The 19,699-nt window shown below is 46.3% G+C and carries 17 protein-coding genes; 16 read left to right on the plus strand and 1 reads right to left on the minus strand.

Translation table 11 applies throughout. From position 1 onward, the window contains the following. Positions 1–52: 52 nt before the first annotated feature. The 15 genes from Q4G98_RS09095 (at position 53) to Q4G98_RS09165 (ending at position 17,507) form a co-directional block, all read left to right on the plus strand. Positions 53–835, plus strand: coding sequence for a basic amino acid ABC transporter substrate-binding protein (locus tag Q4G98_RS09095; RefSeq protein WP_293663482.1), 783 nt, complete (start codon positions 53–55; stop codon positions 833–835). Between the two features lie 107 nt (positions 836–942). Then, positions 943–1,722, plus strand: coding sequence for a basic amino acid ABC transporter substrate-binding protein (locus Q4G98_RS09100; protein ID WP_177561212.1), 780 nt, complete (start codon positions 943–945; stop codon positions 1,720–1,722). 104 nt (positions 1,723–1,826) lie between these two features. Next, positions 1,827–2,483 (plus strand): amino acid ABC transporter permease, encoded by a 657-nt coding sequence (locus Q4G98_RS09105; protein WP_177561213.1) that lies wholly within the window; start codon positions 1,827–1,829, stop codon positions 2,481–2,483. A gap of 8 nt (positions 2,484–2,491) precedes the next feature. Further along, positions 2,492–3,211 (plus strand): ATP-binding cassette domain-containing protein, encoded by a 720-nt coding sequence (locus Q4G98_RS09110; protein WP_177561267.1) that lies wholly within the window; start codon positions 2,492–2,494, stop codon positions 3,209–3,211. A gap of 204 nt (positions 3,212–3,415) precedes the next feature. Further along, the gene (gene raiA / locus Q4G98_RS09115; RefSeq protein WP_177561214.1) at positions 3,416–3,949 is read left to right on the plus strand and encodes a ribosome-associated translation inhibitor RaiA; all 534 of its coding nucleotides are present in this window, start codon (positions 3,416–3,418) and stop codon (positions 3,947–3,949) included. A 151-nt stretch (positions 3,950–4,100) separates the two neighbouring features. Then, the gene (gene secA, locus Q4G98_RS09120) at positions 4,101–6,623 is read left to right on the plus strand and encodes a preprotein translocase subunit SecA (protein WP_177561215.1); all 2,523 of its coding nucleotides are present in this window, start codon (positions 4,101–4,103) and stop codon (positions 6,621–6,623) included. 94 nt (positions 6,624–6,717) lie between these two features. Then, positions 6,718–7,825, plus strand: a protein-coding gene (prfB, locus tag Q4G98_RS09125; RefSeq protein ID WP_177561216.1) for a peptide chain release factor 2 whose coding sequence is annotated in 2 segments (ribosomal slippage) — positions 6,718–6,789 and positions 6,791–7,825 — 1,107 coding nt in all. Because the reading frame shifts where the segments join, the coding sequence is not laid out codon by codon here. Between the two features lie 40 nt (positions 7,826–7,865). Further along, the gene (locus Q4G98_RS09130) at positions 7,866–9,968 is read left to right on the plus strand and encodes a DUF5693 family protein (RefSeq protein ID WP_298564528.1); all 2,103 of its coding nucleotides are present in this window, start codon (positions 7,866–7,868) and stop codon (positions 9,966–9,968) included. Further along, a complete protein-coding gene (csaB, locus tag Q4G98_RS09135) occupies positions 9,961–11,052 on the plus strand; it encodes a polysaccharide pyruvyl transferase CsaB (RefSeq protein WP_298564529.1) in 1,092 nt (363 codons plus the stop codon). The genes Q4G98_RS09130 and csaB overlap by 8 nt, the downstream gene beginning before the upstream one ends. A gap of 82 nt (positions 11,053–11,134) precedes the next feature. Beyond that, complete coding sequence (gene ftsE, locus Q4G98_RS09140) at positions 11,135–11,821, plus strand: cell division ATP-binding protein FtsE (RefSeq protein ID WP_021717958.1); 687 nt, start codon at positions 11,135–11,137, stop codon at positions 11,819–11,821. After that, positions 11,811–12,698, plus strand: coding sequence for a permease-like cell division protein FtsX (ftsX, locus tag Q4G98_RS09145; RefSeq protein ID WP_177561219.1), 888 nt, complete (start codon positions 11,811–11,813; stop codon positions 12,696–12,698). The genes ftsE and ftsX overlap by 11 nt, the downstream gene beginning before the upstream one ends. A gap of 15 nt (positions 12,699–12,713) precedes the next feature. Then, the gene (locus tag Q4G98_RS09150; protein ID WP_293548680.1) at positions 12,714–13,847 is read left to right on the plus strand and encodes a murein hydrolase activator EnvC; all 1,134 of its coding nucleotides are present in this window, start codon (positions 12,714–12,716) and stop codon (positions 13,845–13,847) included. Between the two features lie 30 nt (positions 13,848–13,877). Next, a complete protein-coding gene (locus Q4G98_RS09155; protein WP_177561221.1) occupies positions 13,878–15,026 on the plus strand; it encodes a S41 family peptidase in 1,149 nt (382 codons plus the stop codon). A gap of 99 nt (positions 15,027–15,125) precedes the next feature. Next, positions 15,126–16,571, plus strand: coding sequence for a glucose-6-phosphate isomerase (locus Q4G98_RS09160; protein ID WP_298564533.1), 1,446 nt, complete (start codon positions 15,126–15,128; stop codon positions 16,569–16,571). Positions 16,572–16,622: 51 nt separating this feature from the next. Next, positions 16,623–17,507: a ComEC/Rec2 family competence protein gene (locus Q4G98_RS09165; RefSeq protein WP_298564535.1), complete on the plus strand. Its 885-nt coding sequence runs from the start codon at positions 16,623–16,625 to the stop codon at positions 17,505–17,507. Between the two features lie 37 nt (positions 17,508–17,544). On the opposite strand, the gene Q4G98_RS09170 is transcribed toward Q4G98_RS09165, so the two are convergent. Next, positions 17,545–18,372 (minus strand): transglycosylase domain-containing protein, encoded by an 828-nt coding sequence (locus Q4G98_RS09170; RefSeq protein WP_298564537.1) that lies wholly within the window; start codon positions 18,370–18,372, stop codon positions 17,545–17,547. A 282-nt stretch (positions 18,373–18,654) separates the two neighbouring features. On the opposite strand from Q4G98_RS09170, the gene argC reads away from it, so the two are divergent. Then, on the plus strand, positions 18,655–19,689 hold the full coding sequence (gene argC, locus Q4G98_RS09175) for an N-acetyl-gamma-glutamyl-phosphate reductase (RefSeq protein WP_298564539.1): 1,035 nt from the start codon (positions 18,655–18,657) through the stop codon (positions 19,687–19,689). Positions 19,690–19,699 lie beyond the last annotated feature (10 nt).

A 19,699-nucleotide genomic window follows, 5' to 3' on the forward strand; every position in this document is an offset into this window, starting at 1 on the left:
TATAAATATAGAAGCGGTTTTAGAGCTGCGGAATTGATTTGGAGGGGTAAAAATGAAAAAAATCGTATTTTTAGTAATGGCCTTAGCGGCAATGCTTGCGCTTCTGACAGCCGGCTGCGGCGGGTCCCAGGAAGCGCCTAAGAAGGCGGAAACTGCAAAGGTATTGCGGGTCGGTACTGAACCGGCTTTTGCACCGTTTGAGTTTCAGAAAGAAGGCTCGAACGAATTTACAGGCTTTGATATGGACCTGATCCGCGCGATCGGTACGAAGCTTGGTTATAAGGTAGAGATTTCTTCCATGGGCTTCGATGCTTTGATCCCGGCTTTGAATTCGGGCAATATCGATGTAGCTATTGCCGGTATGAGTATTACTGATGAACGTAAAAAAGTAGTGGTGTTTTCTGATCCGTACTATACTTCCGGGCTGATCGTCATGGTCAAAAAAGCTGATGATAAGATCAAGGGCTTCAATGATCTGGAAGGCAAACGGATCGCTGTGCAGATCGGCACTACCGGCGCTAATAAAGCCGGCGAAGTTAAAAATGCTCAGGTAACTGCTTTTAATGATAATACCGCAGCGGCGATGGAGCTGAAAAACGGCGGCGCTGATGCTGTGATCAACGACAGTCCTGTTTTGAAGTATTATCTGCAGCAGGGCGGCAGTGCTGATGCCAAGGTGGTCGGCGATGTCATGAATTCGGAAGATTATGGTATCGCGGTCAAAAAAGGCAATGAGAAGCTGGCCGCTGAGATCAATAAAGCTTTGGCGGAAATGAAGCAAAACGGCGAATATGATAAATTATATAAAACCTGGTTCGGCGAAGAAAAGAAATAATATTCGTATAACTTTAGGTTGCGCCAGGCCGTTTTTAGTTATATAATTAACAATTATAAAGGGCTGTGGGTTGGGTGCAGTCCAGATATTTTTCTGGAGGTTGGAAAATGAAAAAATATTTACTTTTGGCAATGGCTGTTCTGGCAGCGTTGTCCTTGATGGTAGCCGGCTGCGGCGGCAAAGAAGAAGCGAAGAAGGCTGAGCCTGCAAAAGTTCTGCGTGTAGGTACGGAACCTACTTTTGCGCCGTTTGAGTTTCAAAAAGAAGGTTCTAAAGAATATACAGGTTTCGATATGGACCTGATCCGTGCTATTGGCAAACAGATGGGTTATAAGGTTGAGATCATGAATATGGGCTTTGACGCTTTGATCCCGGCTTTGAGCTCCGGCAATATCGACACTGTAATTGCCGGCATGAGCATCACTCCCGAACGTCAGGAGGCAGTTTTGTTCTCCGCTCCTTATTACAGATCCGGTCTGGTAGTCATGGTACAGAAAAACAATGACACGATTAAAGGTATCGAAGACCTGGTCGGCAAAAGGATCGCCGTACAGATCGGTACTACTGGCGCTGCTAAGGCAGAAAGCGTTAAAGATGCCAAGGTAACGGCATTCAATACCAACACGGAAGCCGCTATGGAATTGAAAAACGGCGGTGTTGACGCTGTGATCAACGACAGTCCGGTAGTTGGCTACTATTTGGCACAGGGCGGTAGCGCTGATGCCAAAACTGTAGGCGATGTGCTTGAAGCTGAAGAATACGGCATTGCAGTTAAAAAAGGCAATGATAAATTAGCTGCTGAAATCGATAAAGCTCTGGCCGAATTGAAGAAAAACGGCGAGTATGACAAGATTTACAAAACCTGGTTTGGTGAAGTAAAGAAATAATATGGTCATATCTGGATGCGGAGTACATCAACGGTGACGGTGGTGTGCTCCGTATTTTCTTTGCTGAGTTTTCAAGAGCTGACAATGAAAGGGAGACAAACTGCATGGATATTAATTTCAGCCTGATCTGGGATGCCTTGCCCTTACTGCTGGCCGGCGCCGGGATTACGATCGAGATAACGGCTTTGAGCGTAGGTTTCGGCCTTTTGATCGGTATGACGGTCGGTATCGCGCGTCTTGCCAGTATCAAACCAGTACGTTATTTTGCTAATTGTTATGTGGATTTTATTCGCGGAACACCGCTTTTGGTACAGATCTTTTTGGTCTATTTTGCGTTGCCCGGTATTATTGGTCATCGCGTTGATCCCTATTTTGCGGCTATTTCAGCCTGTTCTATCAACAGCGGTGCTTATATCGCAGAGATTTTCCGCGCCGGTATCCAGTCGATCGACAAGGGTCAGATGGAAGCCGGGCGTTCTTTGGGTATGAGCTGGGGGCAGACTATGCGTTATGTTATTATGCCGCAGGCCTTCAAGCGTATCATTCCGCCTCTGGGCAACGAGTTTATCGCGATGCTGAAGGATTCTTCGCTGGTTTCTGTTATCGGGTTCGAAGAGCTTACGCGCCGTGGACAGCTGATTATTGCCCGTACTTATGCCTCCTTTGAGATCTGGATGGCTGTAGCCGTTATTTATCTGATTATGACTTTTACGGTTGCCCGTCTCGTAGGAATGCTGGAACGGAGGTATGATACGAAATGAATAACGAAATGATCAAAATAACCGGCCTGCAGAAAAGCTATGGCAGTCTGGAGGTTTTAAAGGGTATCGATCTGACGATCGCCGAACGTGAGGTCGTGGTGATCATCGGGCCTTCCGGCAGCGGTAAAAGTACGCTGCTGCGGTGCATCAATTATCTGGAGGAACCGACCGGCGGCAGTATCGTCATTGACGGTATCCCGCTGACGGGGGAAGCCAATATCAACGAAATACGCAAAGAAGTAGGCATGGTTTTCCAGCGTTTCAATCTGTTTCCGCATATGACCGTTTTGGAAAATCTGGTGCTGGCGCCGATGAAGGTGCGCGGCAGCAGCCGCAGCGAGGCTGAACAGACAGCACGGGAGCTTTTGGTAAAAGTTGGTTTGGGCGACAAGGAAAACGCTTATCCTGACCAGCTTTCTGGCGGCCAGCAGCAGCGTGTGGCGATCGCCAGGGCTTTGGCGATGAAGCCGAAGGCATTATTGTTTGACGAACCGACTTCAGCGCTGGACCCGGAAATGATCAATGAAGTATTGGACGTTATGAAAAGCCTGGCTAAAGAAGGCATGACGATGGCTGTAGTGACCCATGAGATGGGCTTTGCCCGTGAGGTCGGCGACAGGGTGATTTTTGTTGACGGCGGTGTTATCGTAGAGCAGGGCGAGCCGGAAGAGGTGTTCCTGCATGCTAAGGAAGAGCGCACACGCAGCTTTTTATCCAAAATATTATAAGTAGCGTTTCAGTGAACTGTGTGTTTTATTACCCCAAGTGTTACATTAGTAGCAGTTGTAAACTCGCATGTGAAATTTTTGAGACATGCGAGTTTTTTGTTACTTTATCAGCAGGAGATTTGCAGAAGGCGGCGAATTATTATATTAAAGCAAGCAGAGAGCTTGCGATCCCATCACCTTGGGGATTTCAAGGAGGTATGAATTATGAACGTAAACGTACGTGGTAAAAACATTGATGTAACTCCGGCTTTAAAAGATTATGTAGAAAAAAAGATTACGAAAGTAACGAAACAGTTTAAAACTGTCGGTGATATTTCAGCAGTTTTGAAAGTGGAAAAAGGCAATCACATTGTGGAAATTACTGTACCGGCCAGCGGCATTCTGCTGAGAGCACAGGAAACGACCAAAGATATGTATTCTTCTATCGACCTTGTGATCGAGAAGATCGAACGTCAGATCCACAAATATAAGACTCGCCTGATGAAGAAAAAATACAATAACTTCCAGGATGCGGCAATTCCTGCTTCGGTGGAAGCAGTGGAGGATGACGGCGAATTCAAGATCATCAAAAATAAATCCTTTGCGATGCATCCAATGACTGCGGAAGAAGCTATCCTGCAAATGAATCTTTTGAATCATGATTTCTTCGTTTTCTACGATCCTGATTTCGGCGGCGTGAATGTTGTTTATCGCCGGAAAGACGGCAACTACGGTTTGCTGGCTCCGGAATTAAAATAAGCGGTAATATTAAATAGGAAAATAATTTACTGAAAGTTCACAAAAAGCCCGGGGTTGAGGCCCCGGGCTTTTTGACTTTTGCAGGCTTTTCTGCTAAAATTTTAAGTTAGGTATAGTGTTTTTTATTGTAAAAATTTAAGGAGTGATTATTTTGCTCGAAGGCTTGTTGAAAAAAATTTTTGGTGACCCGAATGAGAAGGAACTAAAAGAGATCGGAGTCATTGTCGATAAAATCAACGCATTAGAAAAAGATATGGTAGGCTTAAGTTCTGCAAATCTGGCCGCTAAGACAGCTGATTTTAAAGTACGTTTGTCTAAGGGTGAAACCCTGGATGATATTTTACCTGAAGCGTTCGCAGTTGTCCGTGAAGCGGCCAAACGTGTTTTAGGCATGCGTCATTTCGATGTGCAGCTGGTCGGCGGCTGCGTGCTGCACCGCGGCAAAATTGCCGAGATGCGTACTGGTGAAGGTAAGACCCTGGTGGCTACTTTACCGGCCTATTTGAACGCGTTGACCGGTAAGGGCGTGCATGTCGTTACAGTCAATGAGTATCTGGCCCGCCGTGACAGCGAGGATATGGGACGCGTGTTTAAATTCCTGGGCCTTTCCGTAGGCCTGATCGCCCATGCGCTGGATTATCCTGACCGTAAGGCTGCTTATGCCGCCGATATTACTTACGGTACTAATAATGAGTTTGGTTTTGACTATCTGCGTGACAATATGGTCGTCGATGAAGACCAGATGGTACAACGGCCGTTGAATTACTGTATCGTCGATGAGGTCGACAGTATCCTGATCGACGAAGCAAGAACGCCGCTCATCATTTCCGGCCCTGGTGAAAAATCTACCGAGCTTTACAAGGTTTTGGCGCAGGTTGTTGCCAAAATGGATGAAGGTGAAGATTATACCGTTGATGAAAAGCTGAAAACAGTTGCTCCTACTGAAGTCGGCATTGCCAAAGCAGAAAAAATGCTGGGTATCGAAAATATGTATGATACGGAACACGGCGTTGACTTTTCGCATCAGCTGATGTGCGCACTGAAGGCCAAAGCTATCATGCACCGCGATAAAGATTACGTAGTCAAAGACGGTGAGGTCATTATCGTCGATGAGTTTACAGGCCGTCTGATGTTTGGCCGCCGTTTTTCCGAAGGTCTGCATCAGGCTATCGAAGCTAAGGAAGGCGTTAAGGTCGAGCGCGAAAGCCAGACTTTGGCAACGATCACCTTCCAGAACTACTTCCGTATGTATGAGAAGCTTTCCGGTATGACCGGTACTGCTAAAACGGAAGAGCAGGAGTTCCAGAAGATTTACGGGCTGGATGTTGTTGTTATTCCGACTAATAAACCTATGATCAGGGTTGATTATCCTGATGTCATTTTGAAGACCAAACGCGCTAAATATAAAGCGGCTGTCAACGAGATCGAGGAATGCCACAAGTCCGGACGTCCGGTGCTGGTTGGCACTACTTCCATCGCGCAGTCGGAAGAATTATCGGCGATGCTGAAACGGCGCGGGATTCCGCATAATGTTTTGAACGCCAAATATCATGAAAAAGAGGCGGAGATCATTTCCGGTGCAGGTCAATATGGCGCAGTTACCATTGCTACTAATATGGCCGGACGTGGTACTGATATCGTTTTGGGCGAAGGCGTACCCGAATTGGGCGGCCTGCATATCATCGGTACGGAAAGGCATGAAAGCCGCCGTATTGATAATCAGCTGCGCGGACGCTGCGCACGTCAGGGCGATCCCGGTTCTTCCAAGTTCTTCCTGTCGCTGGAAGATGATCTGATGCGTTTGTTCGGTTCTGATAATATTTCCAGTATCATGGATAAACTGGGTATGGAAGAAGACGAGCCGATCGAGCATAAGCTTGTTACCCGTTCTATCGAATCGGCGCAGAAGAAAGTGGAAGCGAGAAACTTTGCCATTCGTAAACAGGTTCTGGAATATGACGACGTTATGAATCAACAGCGCGAAGTCATTTACGCACAGCGTAAAAAAATCCTGCAGCAGGCCAATCTGCGTGATACTATCATGGATATGGTCCATAAAGTAGTAGACCGTACGATGGCGATGTACGCGCCGCCTGAGGTTTATTCGGAGGATTGGGATCTGCAGGCTCTGATCGCTTATGCTGAGGAGTTCTACGCTCCGGAAGGTTTGCTGCAGATCGATTATCTGCAGAATTTCAGCCGTGAAGAGCTGGAAGAATATCTGCATAAGGTTGCCGATGAGCATTACGCAGAACGTGAAGATGCGATCACGCCTGAATTGATGCGCGAACTGGAAAATCTGGTCATGCTCAAAGTAGTCGATAATCATTGGATGGAACATCTGGATTCGATGGATCTGCTGCGTGAAGGCGTGGGCCTGCGTGCTTATGGACAGAAGGACCCTCTGGTTGAGTATAAATTTGAAGCCTATGATATGTTCCAGGCTATGATCGATGCGATCCAGGACGATGTGGTGCGTTATATTTACCGCGTAAATGTTGTGGCGCAGCCGAAGGTAGAAAACCGTCTGGAAAATGCTTCGACCAATAATCCCGGCGAAGGCGACGATGTCAGGAAGCAGCCGATTGTCAAAGGTGAAACGACAGGCCGGAACGATCTTTGCCCCTGCGGCAGCGGGAAAAAGTATAAAAACTGCTGCGGTCAGGATAAATAATGATTCGGGGAAATTTATAGTTGGGTTAGATACAGTAAAGTTGGAGCGGTAAGTTTCAACTTTACTGGTGTTATTAAGAGAGGATGTGAAGTTAGTGTTGATTGAGGAATATAAACCTGAGATTGCCGCATTAAAACAGAAACTAGAGGAAATGAGGGGATCTCTTTGACGTAGTTGTCAAAGAGGACCGCATTGCTGAATTAGAACATAAAATGGGGGCGCCCGGCTTCTGGGATGAACCGGAGACGGCCCAGAAAACAGCTCAGGCTGTAACGCAGTTAAAAGAAGAGGTTGAAACGTTCAGGTCTCTGGAGACCAGAGTGGATGACATGGAAGTGCTGTGCGATCTGGCAATGGAAGAGCAGGATGAAAGCTTGCTGCCGGAGCTGGAAGAGCTGCTGGCAGCTGTTCGTGCTGATGTGGAGCATTTGGAACTTGGTATGCTGCTGAACGGCGAGTATGATGCGAATAATGCCATTCTTACCTTGCATGCCGGCGCTGGCGGAACCGAAGCGCAGGATTGGACTTCCATGCTGCTGCGTATGTTTTCCCGTTTTGCTGAACGCGAAGGCTATGAAGTGGAAATGCTTGATTATCTTCCCGGTGATGAAGCTGGTGTGAAAAGTGCTACACTGCAGATCAATGGGCATAATGCCTACGGTTATCTGCGCAGTGAAAAAGGCGTGCATCGTCTGGTGCGGATTTCGCCGTTTGATGCGAATGCCCGCCGTCATACTTCTTTTGCAGCGGTAGATGTTATGCCGGAGCTGGATGACAGCGTGGCGATCGACATCAATCCTGCCGATCTGAAGGTTGATACCTATCGTGCCAGCGGCGCCGGCGGTCAGCATGTCAATAAAACAAGCTCTGCCGTACGTATGACGCATCTGCCTACCGGTATCATCGTGCAGTGCCAGACCCAAAGGTCGCAGATCCAGAACCGGGAACGGTGCCTGCAGCTTCTGCGCGCAAAGTTATATGAATATGAAAGGGCCAAGCAGGATGCCTTGAAGAACGATATTGCCGGTGACTATCAGGATATAGAATGGGGCAGTCAGATTCGTTCATATGTATTCCAGCCTTATAAACTGGTCAAAGATCACCGGACTAATGCCGAAACAGGTAATGTGCAGGCTGTTATGGACGGCGGTCTGGAAATGTTTGTCGAAGCGTATCTGCGCAGCCAGCAAAAGAAACTGTGATTGCTGAAAAAGAAATTTTGAATTAGGTGGAGATCAGCTGATGAAAAGCCGTTATAACCCGGTACTTGTTGCGATAATAGCTATAGGTCTGATAGTTTCGCTGTGGTTGAACTATCAGCGTTATGAGATCGAGCAGCGCAATGATACTGTTGAGATGGCAATGGAATATGAAGGGATGGAGCATATAGCCAATTGGGAAGGCTTGTCCTTAAATGACGTCCTGGAAAAGTTTAAAGCTGCGGGAGTCACGAGCCTGGTGGTTTTTGATACTACTCTGGAGAAGCTCAATAACAATGGCTCTATCGTAGCTGTGACCGGCGAGGAACTGCTGAAAGGTTCCGCTTTGGGCGGCGCCGGCGGCAAGTTCGCACCGGTGCTGGCAGAAGGGATCGTTGTGCCCAATGCTGTCTATGTGACTGTTGGGACGTCATACGACGTTTTAACAGAAGTGGTGGAGGATCTGTATCTGCGCTATGGTAAGGATCGTTTGCGGATTGTGAACAACGACCCGCAGATCATTGAGATTTTAGGTAATCCCATGGTCATCACAGAAGAAAATTACGACAGTAAGCCGGGCGTTATGCAGGCTCCTTTAGGCCTTTCGACAGAAGAGATGCGTAAAGCAAAGGCTTTTGGTTTTAACGTCATCGTCAGACCAATGAATTATTTGCCTAATGATTATGATAAGATCAGAAGTATTTTCCGCAGGATCGATAAATCGGGCGCGAATGTGACCGGATATATAGGCTGCGGCCGTGAAGTTGTTGGTTATCCGGATTATATTGCCTATATGGCGCATAAGCTAAAAAAGAAAAATATGACTTTTGGCATGGTAGAACATTATACGCAGCTGCAGTTTGCCCCAATGGATGGACTGCTGCCTTTGGCGGAGCATATGGACTATCGTGTTGCCCGTACCTATATAATTGATAAAGCTGAGCAGAGAAAACTGAAAATGCCGGAAGCGTTAAGACGCTGGGCTTTAACAGATGAAGAACGTAATATTCGTATCAACTATATCAAGCCGTTCATGATCCCGCAGGAAGGCAGGGATATTTTAGAGCTTAATCTGGATTATGTGTCTAAAATTGCTGCCGATGTGCAGGCAAGAGGCTATAAGCTTGGCCCGGCGGGAGTATTTTCCAAAAATGTTGCCGATGGCGGTTTTGCTCCTTATTTCCCGGAACGGATCTGGTTTGTTCCGCTGGCCTTTGCTATCCTGGCGGGTGGCATCATGTATCTGACGCTGTTATTTAATTTCAGCAAAAAACTTCAGTATATGTTATTGCTGGCTGGCGGCGTTGTTGCCAGTATAACTTTACTGAAATTTGGCGGGGTACTGACCAGACAGCTTTTGGCTCTGATGGCAGCTGCTGTTTTCCCGGTGCTGTCGATGACAGTTATCGTCGAGCTGTGGGAGTCCTGTAAAAAGGCTGCTTCCGGCACGTTGAAGATCATTGTCAGCGCTACCTGGCAGCTGGCTTTGGCTGTCACGCTTTCTTTGATCGGAGCATCTTTTATATCGGCTGTTTTGGGTGACAGCAGATTTTTCCTGGAAATCGACATTTATAAAGGCGTTAAATTAACGTTTATTCTGCCGGTACTGCTGATCTCTTTATGGTATATGCAGCGCTTCAATGTTTTGAGCAGGGGCCGGATGGGCAATCTGGCTGTGCATCTGCAAAACTTTTTCAGTACCAGAATAACAGTGAAGCACGTGGCTTTTTTAGGGGTATTGGCTTTTGTGGCGTATATTTTTGTCGGCCGCAGCGGTCATACTGCCGGGGTCCCTGTTCCCGCGCTGGAAATAAAAATGCGTCTGTTCCTGGAACAGGTCATGTATGCCCGGCCGCGTGAAAAAGAATTTATGATCGGTCATCCGGCGTTTTATTTAGCGGCTTTTGCTGCCTATAAACAGGCGCCGCGTTTGTGGCAGATGCTGTTGGTTGTCGCCGCTACGATCGGTCAGGGTTCTTTGGTACAGACTTTTGCGCATATGCGGACTCCTGTGATTATGAGTTATATTCGTGCCGTTGACGGTTATGCTTTAGGTGCCTTTTTAGGTATCATCGCTGTTATCGCCGTTTCTATTTTGCTGCCTTATGTGCAGAAATGGCAAAGGAGATTCTTGGAGCATGAGTAAAATTTTGATTTCCGGTTATTACGGTTTTGCCAATGCCGGTGACGAAGCCATGCTTACTGCTATCATAGAATCGTTACGGCAAGTGGAAGAGAACGTAGAGCTGACTGTGTTGTCAGGTAATCCGGAGGACACTGCGGCCAAACACCAGGTTCGCAGTGTATACCGTTTTAATCCCTGGGCGGTTATTCAGGCAATGTATGCTTCTGAACTGATTCTTTCAGGCGGCGGCAGTTTGCTTCAGGATGTGACCAGTAAGCGTAGTTTACTCTATTACCTGAGTATTATTGGTTTAGGAAAGTTTTTTGGCAAAAAAGTGATGCTCTTTGCTCAGGGGATTGGTCCTATCAGAGCAAAATGGGCCCGTAAATTGACAAGCTTTGTTTGCAATAAGGCAGATCTGATCACAGTAAGAGATCGTGAATCGGCCTCTGAACTTAAGGAAATGGGAGTAGCTGCCGCTAAAATAACAGTTACTGCTGACTCAGTCCTTTCGCTGAAGCCGGTTACCGGCGAAGGCGGCAGAACCCTGCTGCAGAAAGCCGGCGTAGATTTAACAAAGCCCGTTATCGGGATCTCTGTACGGCCCTGGGCCGGCGATGCCAGATGCTTCCAGGTTCTGGCTGAAGCCGCTTCTAAACTGCAGCAGCGTTATGGCGCGCAGCTTATCTTGCTGCCGCTGCAGTATTCAGTCGATGTCAAAGCCTGTGAAAAACTGCGGAAGGCGTTGGCCTGTCAAAAAGATGTATTTCTGTTAAATGAAAGATATAATACCGAGGAATTTCTTTCCATTATAGGAAACTGCGATCTTTTGATTGGCATGCGGCTGCATGCACTGGTTTTTGCCGCGGTAATGCAGACGCCGATCCTGGCAATATCCTATGATCCTAAAGTAGATAGTTTTGTAAATGCTATTGGTGAAAAACCTGTTGGCACTGTTGAAAAAATCGATGGAGATATGGTTGTTCAGGCTGCTGTAGCCGGTTGGCAGAAAGCACCGCTTGAACAGAATAAGAATATTGAGATATTGAGGCAGAAAGCGCAGATCAATTCTGATAAAGCTTTTGCTTTGCTAAAAAAAGGTTGAAAAAAACGATGAATTGGAATTTGTCGTGATGATAAAGACTGACTTAATTGTTTGAGTGTTGAAGAGAAGGGAGCTTTCACCTATGCTTTTAATGACCGATGTCAGTAAAACATATCCAAGCGGTTCAGTAGCTTTGCGTGATGTCAATATCCATATCCAGCCGGGCGAGTTTGTTTTTGTCGTCGGGCCAAGCGGCGCGGGCAAATCTACTTTTATTAAGATGCTTTTTCGTGAGGTAATACCTACCACTGGCAATATATATGTAAATGGTGTCGATTTACTGGAACTGAAAGAAAAGGAGATCCCTTATCTGCGCAGGCAGCTGGGAATTATCTTTCAGGATTACCGGTTGCTGCCTGACCGTACCGTCTATGATAATGTTGCGTTTGCCATGCAGGTTATTGAGACTCCCTATCGTAAAATCAAACGCCGCGTGATGAGTGTGCTGGATCTGGTTGGTCTGCGCAAGCGTGCCAATTCTTATCCAACAGAATTATCAGGCGGTGAACAGCAGCGTGTAGCGATTGCGCGTGCTATCGTCAATGATCCGCTGCTGGTAATTGCCGACGAACCAACAGGTAACCTTGACCCGGAAACAAGCTGGGATATCATGCGGATTTTCAGTGAGATCAACGAAAGCGGTACCACTATCGTGATGGCTACCCATGATAAGGAAATCGTTGATAATATGGAAAAGCGTGTTATTGCTATTGAAAAAGGGTCCATTGTTCGTGATGATTTAAAAGGGGTATACGGTTATGAGTCTTAGTACAAAGGAATATTTTATCCGGGAAACCTATAAATCTATCAAACGCAACGGTTTGATGAGTCTTGCCTCAGTATCTACAGTAGCGCTTTCGCTACTTGTTTTAGGTATGTTTCTGTTGATTTTTATCAATACCAATAATCTGGCTCAATATCTTGAAAGCCAGGTCCAGATCACTGTTTATATGGAGGATTCCGTTGAAGGTTCAGGGTTAAGCGATATGAAGCAGACACTGGAAAACCTGCCGGGGGTCCTCAGTGTAACAGAGGTCAGCAAACAGGAGGCTCTGGCCAGGTTCAAGGAGCGGTTAGGACAGCAGGAGAAATTGCTGCATTCATTAGGAACGGACAACCCTTTTCCTAATTCGTTCGAGGTGCAGGTGGACAAGCCTGACCGGATCAATGAACTGGCGCCGCAGATCCATGAGATGGAAGGCGTAGAAACTGCTAAATTTGGGCAGGAAATTGTGGAACATATTTTTCAGATGACGAAAATACTGCGTATTGGCGGCGTCGTGCTGGTTATTCTGCTGGCGCTTGCAACACTGTTTATTATTGCCAATACTATCAGGCTCACAGTTTTTGCCAGGCGTAAGGAAGTCAATATCATGAAATATGTTGGCGCGACAGACTGGTTTATCAGGTGGCCGTTTATTTTGGAAGGTATGACGCTGGGATTTTTTGGGGCGTTGATCGCCAATTTTGTCATTAACGGTACTTATGCGGCACTTTTGTCGCGTATTTATGCGACGCTGGCTTTCCTGCCGATGGTGCCTGCTTATCCGATGCTCACCTATGTTGATATTTCTATTGTTTTAGCCGGAACGGCGATTGGTGCGGCAGGAAGTTATATTTCCCTGCGTAAGTTTTTAAAAGTTTAACAGCGGAGGCCGATTATGCCAAAAAAGAAAGTTCTGATGGCTGTATTGGCGTTGATGTTCGCTGTTATGCAGATCCTGCCGGCTTTTGCAAATGAGCTGGAAGATAAGCAAGCGGAATATGACGACGTACAGCAAAAAATGCAGCAAATGGAAATAGCTAAAGAACGGGCCCGTCGCGAGGCTGAGGCTGCCAGCGACAGGATGGAAGAGATCGTCGCCGAATTGAATCGTCTGCAGGTCGAAATCAAAGAAATTGAAGCCAAACGGGATAAACTGCAGCCGCTGATCGACGAAAATCAGGAAGTTTTAGCTGAAAAGAAAGCTAAAATGGAAGGACGCATGAAGATTTACCGTCAGCGTCTGCGCGATATTTATATCAATGGTCAGATCAATTATCTCGATGTGCTGCTGGGCGCAAAAGATTTTTCTGATTTTTCTTCAAGGATGTTTTTACTGCAAAAAATCATCAGCCGCGATCTGGCTATGATGGATACGATCATGAAGGAAACGGCTGAAATCGAAGCGCGTCAGAAAGAACTGGATGCACAGATGGCTGACATTGAAAAAATGCGCAGCGACCTTGAGGAAAAGCAGCAAAAAGCTGAAGCAAGTAAGGAAGAACGTGCACAGCTGCTTTATAAAGCAGAGGAAGAAAGCCGTCAGGCCGACGAAGATTATGATCGTTTGCTGGCTATTTCTGAGAACATCGCCAGTATGTTAAGAAGCCTGGAACGCAGTTCTTCTATGCCTACAAGCGGTGGGACCGGCAAATTCATCTGGCCGGTGACCGGTGAGATAACTTCTTATTATGGCTGGCGCACACATCCTGTGTTTGGTACTACCAGATACCATTCCGGTATGGATATTGCCTGCGATTATGGCACGCCGATCGTGGCTGCTGATTCGGGGACGGTAATTTATTCAGGTTGGATGGGCGGCTACGGCTATGCAGTCATGATCGATCATGGTGGCGGGCTGGTTTCTCTTTATGGTCATAATCAGGAACTGGCTGTCAGTGAGGGACAATATGTCAATCAGGGTCAGGTGATCTCGTATGCAGGCAGCACTGGCTGGTCGACTGGTCCGCACTGTCATTTTGAAGTACGTATCCACGGTGAAGTGACCGAACCATTGGATTATTTACCTTGAGTTCAGAAAAGATAAGCGGGGGCAGAAGTTATGTTTAAAAAGCGTTTTAGTATGATGACAGTGCTTATAGCCTGCCTTTGCGCTATAGTTGTTACACTTGGAGCCGTATTCTACGGTATGGAACGAGTTACCGGCGATGCTTTAGGAAGTCTCAAGTTTCTTAAGACTTTAGTTTTGGTCCGGGAAAAATTTGTGGAACAGCCGAATGATGGAAAATTATTTGACGGGGCAGCAACAGGTCTGGTCAAAGCCCTGGATGATCCGTACTCTGTTTATTTGGATCAGCAGAATTTCAAGGATATCAGCAATGTAACAGAAGGCTTTTTTGGCGGTATCGGCGTAGTCGTTGGCAAGAAGGACAATAATTTTGTTGTAGTTGCGCCTTTGGAGGGAACTCCTGGAGAAAAAGCGGGCATCAAGGCCGGTGAGAAGATAGTGCAGGTCGATGGCAAAAAAACTGCCGGGATGCAGCTGGAAGACGTTGTTGCCATGATTCGCGGTACTCAGGGCACCGAAGTAGAGTTGGTTTTGGATGATAACAAGGGCAATGAACGTACAGTAAGAGTGGTACGCGGTGATATCAAGATCAAATCGGTTGCAGGTGAGATGCTGCCGGATAGTAAGATCGGTTATATCAGGATCGCTATTTTCAATGAGAATACCTCCGGTGAGTTTGTCAGGAAGTACCAGGAACTGGAAGAACAGGGTATGCAGTCTCTGCTGCTGGATTTAAGGCAGAATCCGGGCGGTATTTTGGGAGAGTCTGTACGCGTTGCTCAATATTTGGTTCCTAAGGGGCCGATCGTGTCCGTTATCGATCGTGAAGGCCGTAAATATACGGAAGAATCTTATTTGGAAAAAGTTAAGTATCCTCTGGCTGTACTGGTCGATCACGGCAGCGCCAGCGCTTCTGAAATTGTAGCCGGAGCGGTGCAGGACACTAAGTCAGGTAAGCTTTTTGGCACGCAGACTTTTGGTAAGGGCTCGGTGCAGACTGTATACAGACTGCCGCAGAATACGGGCTTAAAACTAACTACAGCTAAATATTACACACCTTCAGGACGTTCTATCAATGGTACGGGCATCACGCCTGACGAAGTGGTAGAACTTCCGGAACAGGCAACCAGGGACATCCAGCTGGAAACAGCAGAGAATTACCTGCGTAATCTGAAGAAATAATATTCAAAGAACCAATGCTTTCAGGCATTGGTTCTTTTGCTTTTACTATAGTTTTATGATAAAATATTTAAGTATATAAATAATTGATATGGTGATATTATGAAATTATCAGGTAAAATAACATTAGCCAGCGGCTTTGTTTTTGATTACGGCAATATGATAAACACTCCGACAGTGACAGTTGCTGCCATTGAAGCTTTGCAGAGCAGAGCAGCGGCTGCGGCAGAGGCTTTACTGAAGATACGTGAGCAGGGTGTAGCCAAAGCCCATTTATCTAAAGATGGCACACCGGAGCCTGTTTTTTTTACGAAATTACCTTTTGTTCAGGAAGGCAATCCTAATACACCGGCTTCTATCAGCAAATTAAAACAGTTCGGCAGATATTTACAGCAGGAAATAGATGCGGTTGTTTTTTTGGGAGTAGGCGGCTCCTATCTCGGCAACAAAGTACTGTTTGATGTTTTTGCCGGTTCCGGCTGGAATGTCGGCTGCGAAAAAAGCAGACAGGGTTATCCACGGATATATTTCTCGGGCAATAATTTAGATGGGGATCAGTATCATGAAATTGTCAGCGAACTGGAGTATTTGGCGCAGCACAGGCTGGGAAAACAGGAACAGTTCAGGGTACTGCTTGTGACGATTTCCAAATCCGGTACGACTTTGGAAACATTAGCGGCATTTACCTATTTTTATGAGCAATGCCAGAAATCTTCGCTGTTGCAGCTGGAAGTAGCTGTTGTAACTGATCTTGCTGAGGGAGCGTCGCCTTTATGCAGTTTGGCTAAAGAGCGGTCATGGCCTTGTTTCGATATTAAAGAAGGCATTGGCGGGCGTTTTTGCATCTTCAGCGATCCGGGCTTGATCACTGCTGCAGCTATTGGTATGGATATAGATGCCTTTCTGCTTGGTGCAAAAGATATGGAAATGGCCTGCCGCGCATCTTCGCTTGAAGAAAACCCGGCACTGCTGAATGCTGCCTTGAAGTATACGGCAGCTGAAAAGGGCCTTGATATTGAAGTCTTTATGCCGTATGCTGCGAAAATGAAATCCGTGGGCGAGTGGTATGTACAGCTGCTGGCCGAATCGCTGGGCAAGCGCAGAGATCGCGCAGGCAATATTGTTTATTATGGACGGACTCCGGTGGTGGCCGTCGGTTCTACTGATATGCATGCGCAGACGCAGCAGCACCAGGATGGCAAAAAGGATAAAGTTGTGCAGTTTGTTGAAATCTTGGAACGCGATCAGCAGATTACTTTGAACAATCCTTTTGATCATATCGCCGCTTTTAAAAAGTATGAGGGACTGGCAGTAGATACCGCGCTGAAAATTGCTTTGGCTGCCAATGCAGAGGCGCTGGCCAGCGATGGACGTTTAAATGCGAAATATATTTTACCGCGTCTCGATGCCTATTATTTGGGCCAGCTGCTTTATTTTCTGATGCTTTCGGTAGCCTATGAAGGCGAACTGGCTGATGTCGATGCTTATGACCAACCGGGTGTTGAAACGTATAAGCGTATCATGAAGCAGAAACTGTCCCAGCAGTAGATTTTTCAACGTGCCGGTAATTGACGGCACGTTTTATTTTTGTGAGGCAAGATGAAAAGATTTTTACAGATTATTTTAACGATCATTCTGGCAGTAGCTGCTTATAGCTATGCAGTTTTTGATTTCGCTTCGGAAGCGCATCAGGCAGCTTTGCCGCCGCAGGGGCAGCTGGAAGTAAAAATGCTGGACGTTGGACACGGAGACGCGATTTTATTGAGAACAGCAGCTGCGGCAATACTTATAGATACAGGTGATTACAAACACAGCGAACTGCTTGTTCGACGCTTAAAGAACTTGGGCGTCAGCAAACTGGACGCTTTGATCATTACACATCATCATTTAGATCATTTAGGCGGTGCCATTAAGGTATTGCAGAATTTTGATGTACCGAACTTTTACGATAATGGGATCACAAACTCTCAAAGTGCAATTTCCCAGGAGCTGGTAAAAATGGCAGCTTCCGGCAAATTGCGGCGGCAGGTGTTACGTGACGGAGCAAGCTTGCAATTTGGCGATGATCTGAAATTAAAATTTTTAGCGCCGGCGCTTAAACGGCGTTTTCCTGAAAAAGATTTAAATAACAATAGTCTGGTTTTTAAATTGCAATATGGTGACTTCTCGATGCTTTTTACAGGTGATATTGAGGCAAAAGCAGAACATGCGCTGGTGAAACATTACAGCAGTGAGCTGCACAGCACTGTTTTGAAGGTTCCCCATCATGGCAGTGGGACATCATCTACCTATAATTTTTTGCAGGCGGTGCAGCCAGGCCTGGCTTTGATAAGCTGCGGTGAAAAAGAAAAATATAATCATCCTAACACAAAAGTTTTGGGAACATTTCAGCATTTGCAGATCCCTGTTAAATTTACCAGCAGGGATGGAGAAATTACTCTATGGACTGACGGTGGAAAATATCATATTGTAACTGAGAAATAAAAATGGCATCTTAGCTTAGCTAAGATGCCATTTGCTTTTAAAACGTGGTGCCGTTGGCAAGATGCACAGGTGCGGAAGCAGCTTTTTCGGCCATGGTCGTGCCGATATAGCCGCGTTTGACCATTGTCTGCAGAACCAGCTGCTGCCTTTTTTTGCAGCCTTCAGGGTTTTCCAACGGATTGAGAGCAGAAGGTGCGTAAGGAAGGGAAGCGATAACGGCACATTCGGCCAGCTGCAGTTCCTGGGGCTGTTTAGCAAAATAGGTCAATGCTGCAGCTTTGAGTCCGGTGGCGCCGGCGCCAAAATAAGTCGTATTGAAATAAATCTCTAAAAGCTGGTCTTTGCTGTAATGCTGTTCCATAACTAAAGCCAGCAGGGCTTCTTCAGCTTTGCGGCTCAGGGTCTGCTCCTGCGAGAGAAAAAGATTTTTAGTGAGCTGCTGCGTGATCGTGCTGCCGCCCTGAACAACTTCTCCGGCAGTAATATTTACTAATGCGGCGCGCAGTATGCCGTCGATATCGATGGCGCCATGGCTGTAAAAATTGTGATCTTCGATTGCCAGTAAAGCCTGCTGCATTTCAATAGGGATCTCTGTGATCGGCACCCAGTCGATGTCTTTCGTACGTTCCTGAACAGCCTCTTCGATATTCAGGCTCAGCCAGATTTTCTGCACCGGATCAGGCCACTCCTGTTTGGGCGGCAAAAGTGAAAGCAAAAAAACAGTTGCCTGGCTGTGTTCGCTGGGCTGCTGCACAGTGTGCTGAGGTGCTGGCTTTGCAACATCTTTTTGGATGGGGTCGCCGCTGGCAGGATACCAGAAAAAAATACTCACGGCAGCAATGATAAGAACTAATATTTTGAACATAAGGTACCTCATAAAATAATGATAACTACTAAGTCTATTGTATCAGAGATTGCAGAAATAATAAAATGAAAAAAATCAGTTCTGAATGAATAAAAAATTGAAAAAAGTTTTGAAAAAAGACCTTTAAAGTAGTACAATATTAAATAAAATAGGGTTAGTGTTTCTAAGAATAGACAGATTTTTTTACAGTAAGATATTTTTGAAAAAAATTCAGGGAAATACTTGCAAAAATATGCAAGGTAGTTGTATAATTACAAATCATAAGTTTTAGGGAGGTTGGATATGAAAGCAAGTGTCATTGGAGCTACAGGTTTTGCCGGAGCTGAACTGCTAAGATTATTAGACGGCCATCCGGAAGTAGAACTTGCCGCGATAACTTCTGAAAGCAGTACCGGTGAAAGTATCGCCGCGATGTACCCGCATTTGTCTGCCCGTATCGAAATATCTTTGGGCAGTATGCAGGAGCTTGAGCAGATTGCTGACCAGAGCGATGTTATTTTTATTGCTTTGCCGCATGGACATGCTATGAAAATTGGCAGGCAGCTGAAAAAGCGTGCTGTAAAAATTATCGATCTGGGCGGTGACTATAGATTTAAGGATGTGCGGGTTTTTGAAGAATGGTATAAAGTAAAACATGAGGACCCGGAAACGCAGGCGGTTTATGGTCTGACCGAATTATATAGGGACCAGGTCAAAGCTGCGAAAATTTTAGCCAATCCCGGCTGTTATACGACCTGCAGTATTTTGGCATTGGTGCCGTTATTGAAAGCAGGGTTGATCGAACCACGGGGGATCGTCGTAGACGCGAAATCCGGAACTACAGGCGCGGGGCGCGGCTTAAAATTAGGCAGTTTGTATTGCTCTGTTAATGAGAATTTTCATGCCTACGGTGTTGCCAGTCACCGGCATACGCCTGAAATCGAGCAGGTCTACAGTGAATATGCCGGCGAAGATGTGGTAATTCAATTTACGCCGCATTTACTGCCGGTGGATCGTGGGATTCTGGCAACCTGCTACGCTTCTCATAAAGCTGGTGTCAGTGAAGTCCAGGTACAGGAAGCTTTTGCGGCAATGTATGGTGATGAATATTTCATTCGTTTGCGCGGACAGGGTGCCTGTCCGGAAATAAAAAATGTCAGAGCTTCTAATTATGTGGACATTGGCTGGCAGATGGACAGACGTACTGGGCGCATCATCGTTATGAGCGCGTTGGATAATTTAGTAAAAGGTGCGGCCGGTCAGGCTGTACAGAATATGAATGTAATGTTTGGCATACCGGAAAATACTGGTTTGACCCAATTACCGATCTATCCTTGAGGAGGCGTAA

The sequence above is a fragment of the uncultured Phascolarctobacterium sp. genome, assembly GCF_958349595.1.
Classification (GTDB): domain Bacteria; phylum Bacillota; class Negativicutes; order Acidaminococcales; family Acidaminococcaceae; genus Phascolarctobacterium.

What these genes read in the sequence shown, in the direction of transcription:
- Q4G98_RS09105 (WP_177561213.1), top strand. Translation starts at nt 1,827, where the DNA reads ATGGATATTAATTTCAGCCTGATCTGGGATGCCTTGCCCTTACTGCTG.
- argC (WP_298564539.1), top strand. Translation starts at nt 18,655, where the DNA reads ATGAAAGCAAGTGTCATTGGAGCTACAGGTTTTGCCGGAGCTGAACTG.
- ftsX (WP_177561219.1), top strand. Translation starts at nt 11,811, where the DNA reads ATGAGTCTTAGTACAAAGGAATATTTTATCCGGGAAACCTATAAATCT.
- Q4G98_RS09130 (WP_298564528.1), top strand. Translation starts at nt 7,866, where the DNA reads ATGAAAAGCCGTTATAACCCGGTACTTGTTGCGATAATAGCTATAGGT.
- Q4G98_RS09160 (WP_298564533.1), top strand. Translation starts at nt 15,126, where the DNA reads ATGAAATTATCAGGTAAAATAACATTAGCCAGCGGCTTTGTTTTTGAT.
- ftsE (WP_021717958.1), top strand. Translation starts at nt 11,135, where the DNA reads ATGCTTTTAATGACCGATGTCAGTAAAACATATCCAAGCGGTTCAGTA.
- Q4G98_RS09170 (WP_298564537.1), bottom strand. Translation starts at nt 18,372, where the DNA reads ATGTTCAAAATATTAGTTCTTATCATTGCTGCCGTGAGTATTTTTTTC.
- Q4G98_RS09150 (WP_293548680.1), top strand. Translation starts at nt 12,714, where the DNA reads ATGCCAAAAAAGAAAGTTCTGATGGCTGTATTGGCGTTGATGTTCGCT.
- Q4G98_RS09110 (WP_177561267.1), top strand. Translation starts at nt 2,492, where the DNA reads ATGATCAAAATAACCGGCCTGCAGAAAAGCTATGGCAGTCTGGAGGTT.
- Q4G98_RS09100 (WP_177561212.1), top strand. Translation starts at nt 943, where the DNA reads ATGAAAAAATATTTACTTTTGGCAATGGCTGTTCTGGCAGCGTTGTCC.
- csaB (WP_298564529.1), top strand. Translation starts at nt 9,961, where the DNA reads ATGAGTAAAATTTTGATTTCCGGTTATTACGGTTTTGCCAATGCCGGT.
- Q4G98_RS09095 (WP_293663482.1), top strand. Translation starts at nt 53, where the DNA reads ATGAAAAAAATCGTATTTTTAGTAATGGCCTTAGCGGCAATGCTTGCG.
- Q4G98_RS09165 (WP_298564535.1), top strand. Translation starts at nt 16,623, where the DNA reads ATGAAAAGATTTTTACAGATTATTTTAACGATCATTCTGGCAGTAGCT.
- raiA (WP_177561214.1), top strand. Translation starts at nt 3,416, where the DNA reads ATGAACGTAAACGTACGTGGTAAAAACATTGATGTAACTCCGGCTTTA.
- Q4G98_RS09155 (WP_177561221.1), top strand. Translation starts at nt 13,878, where the DNA reads ATGTTTAAAAAGCGTTTTAGTATGATGACAGTGCTTATAGCCTGCCTT.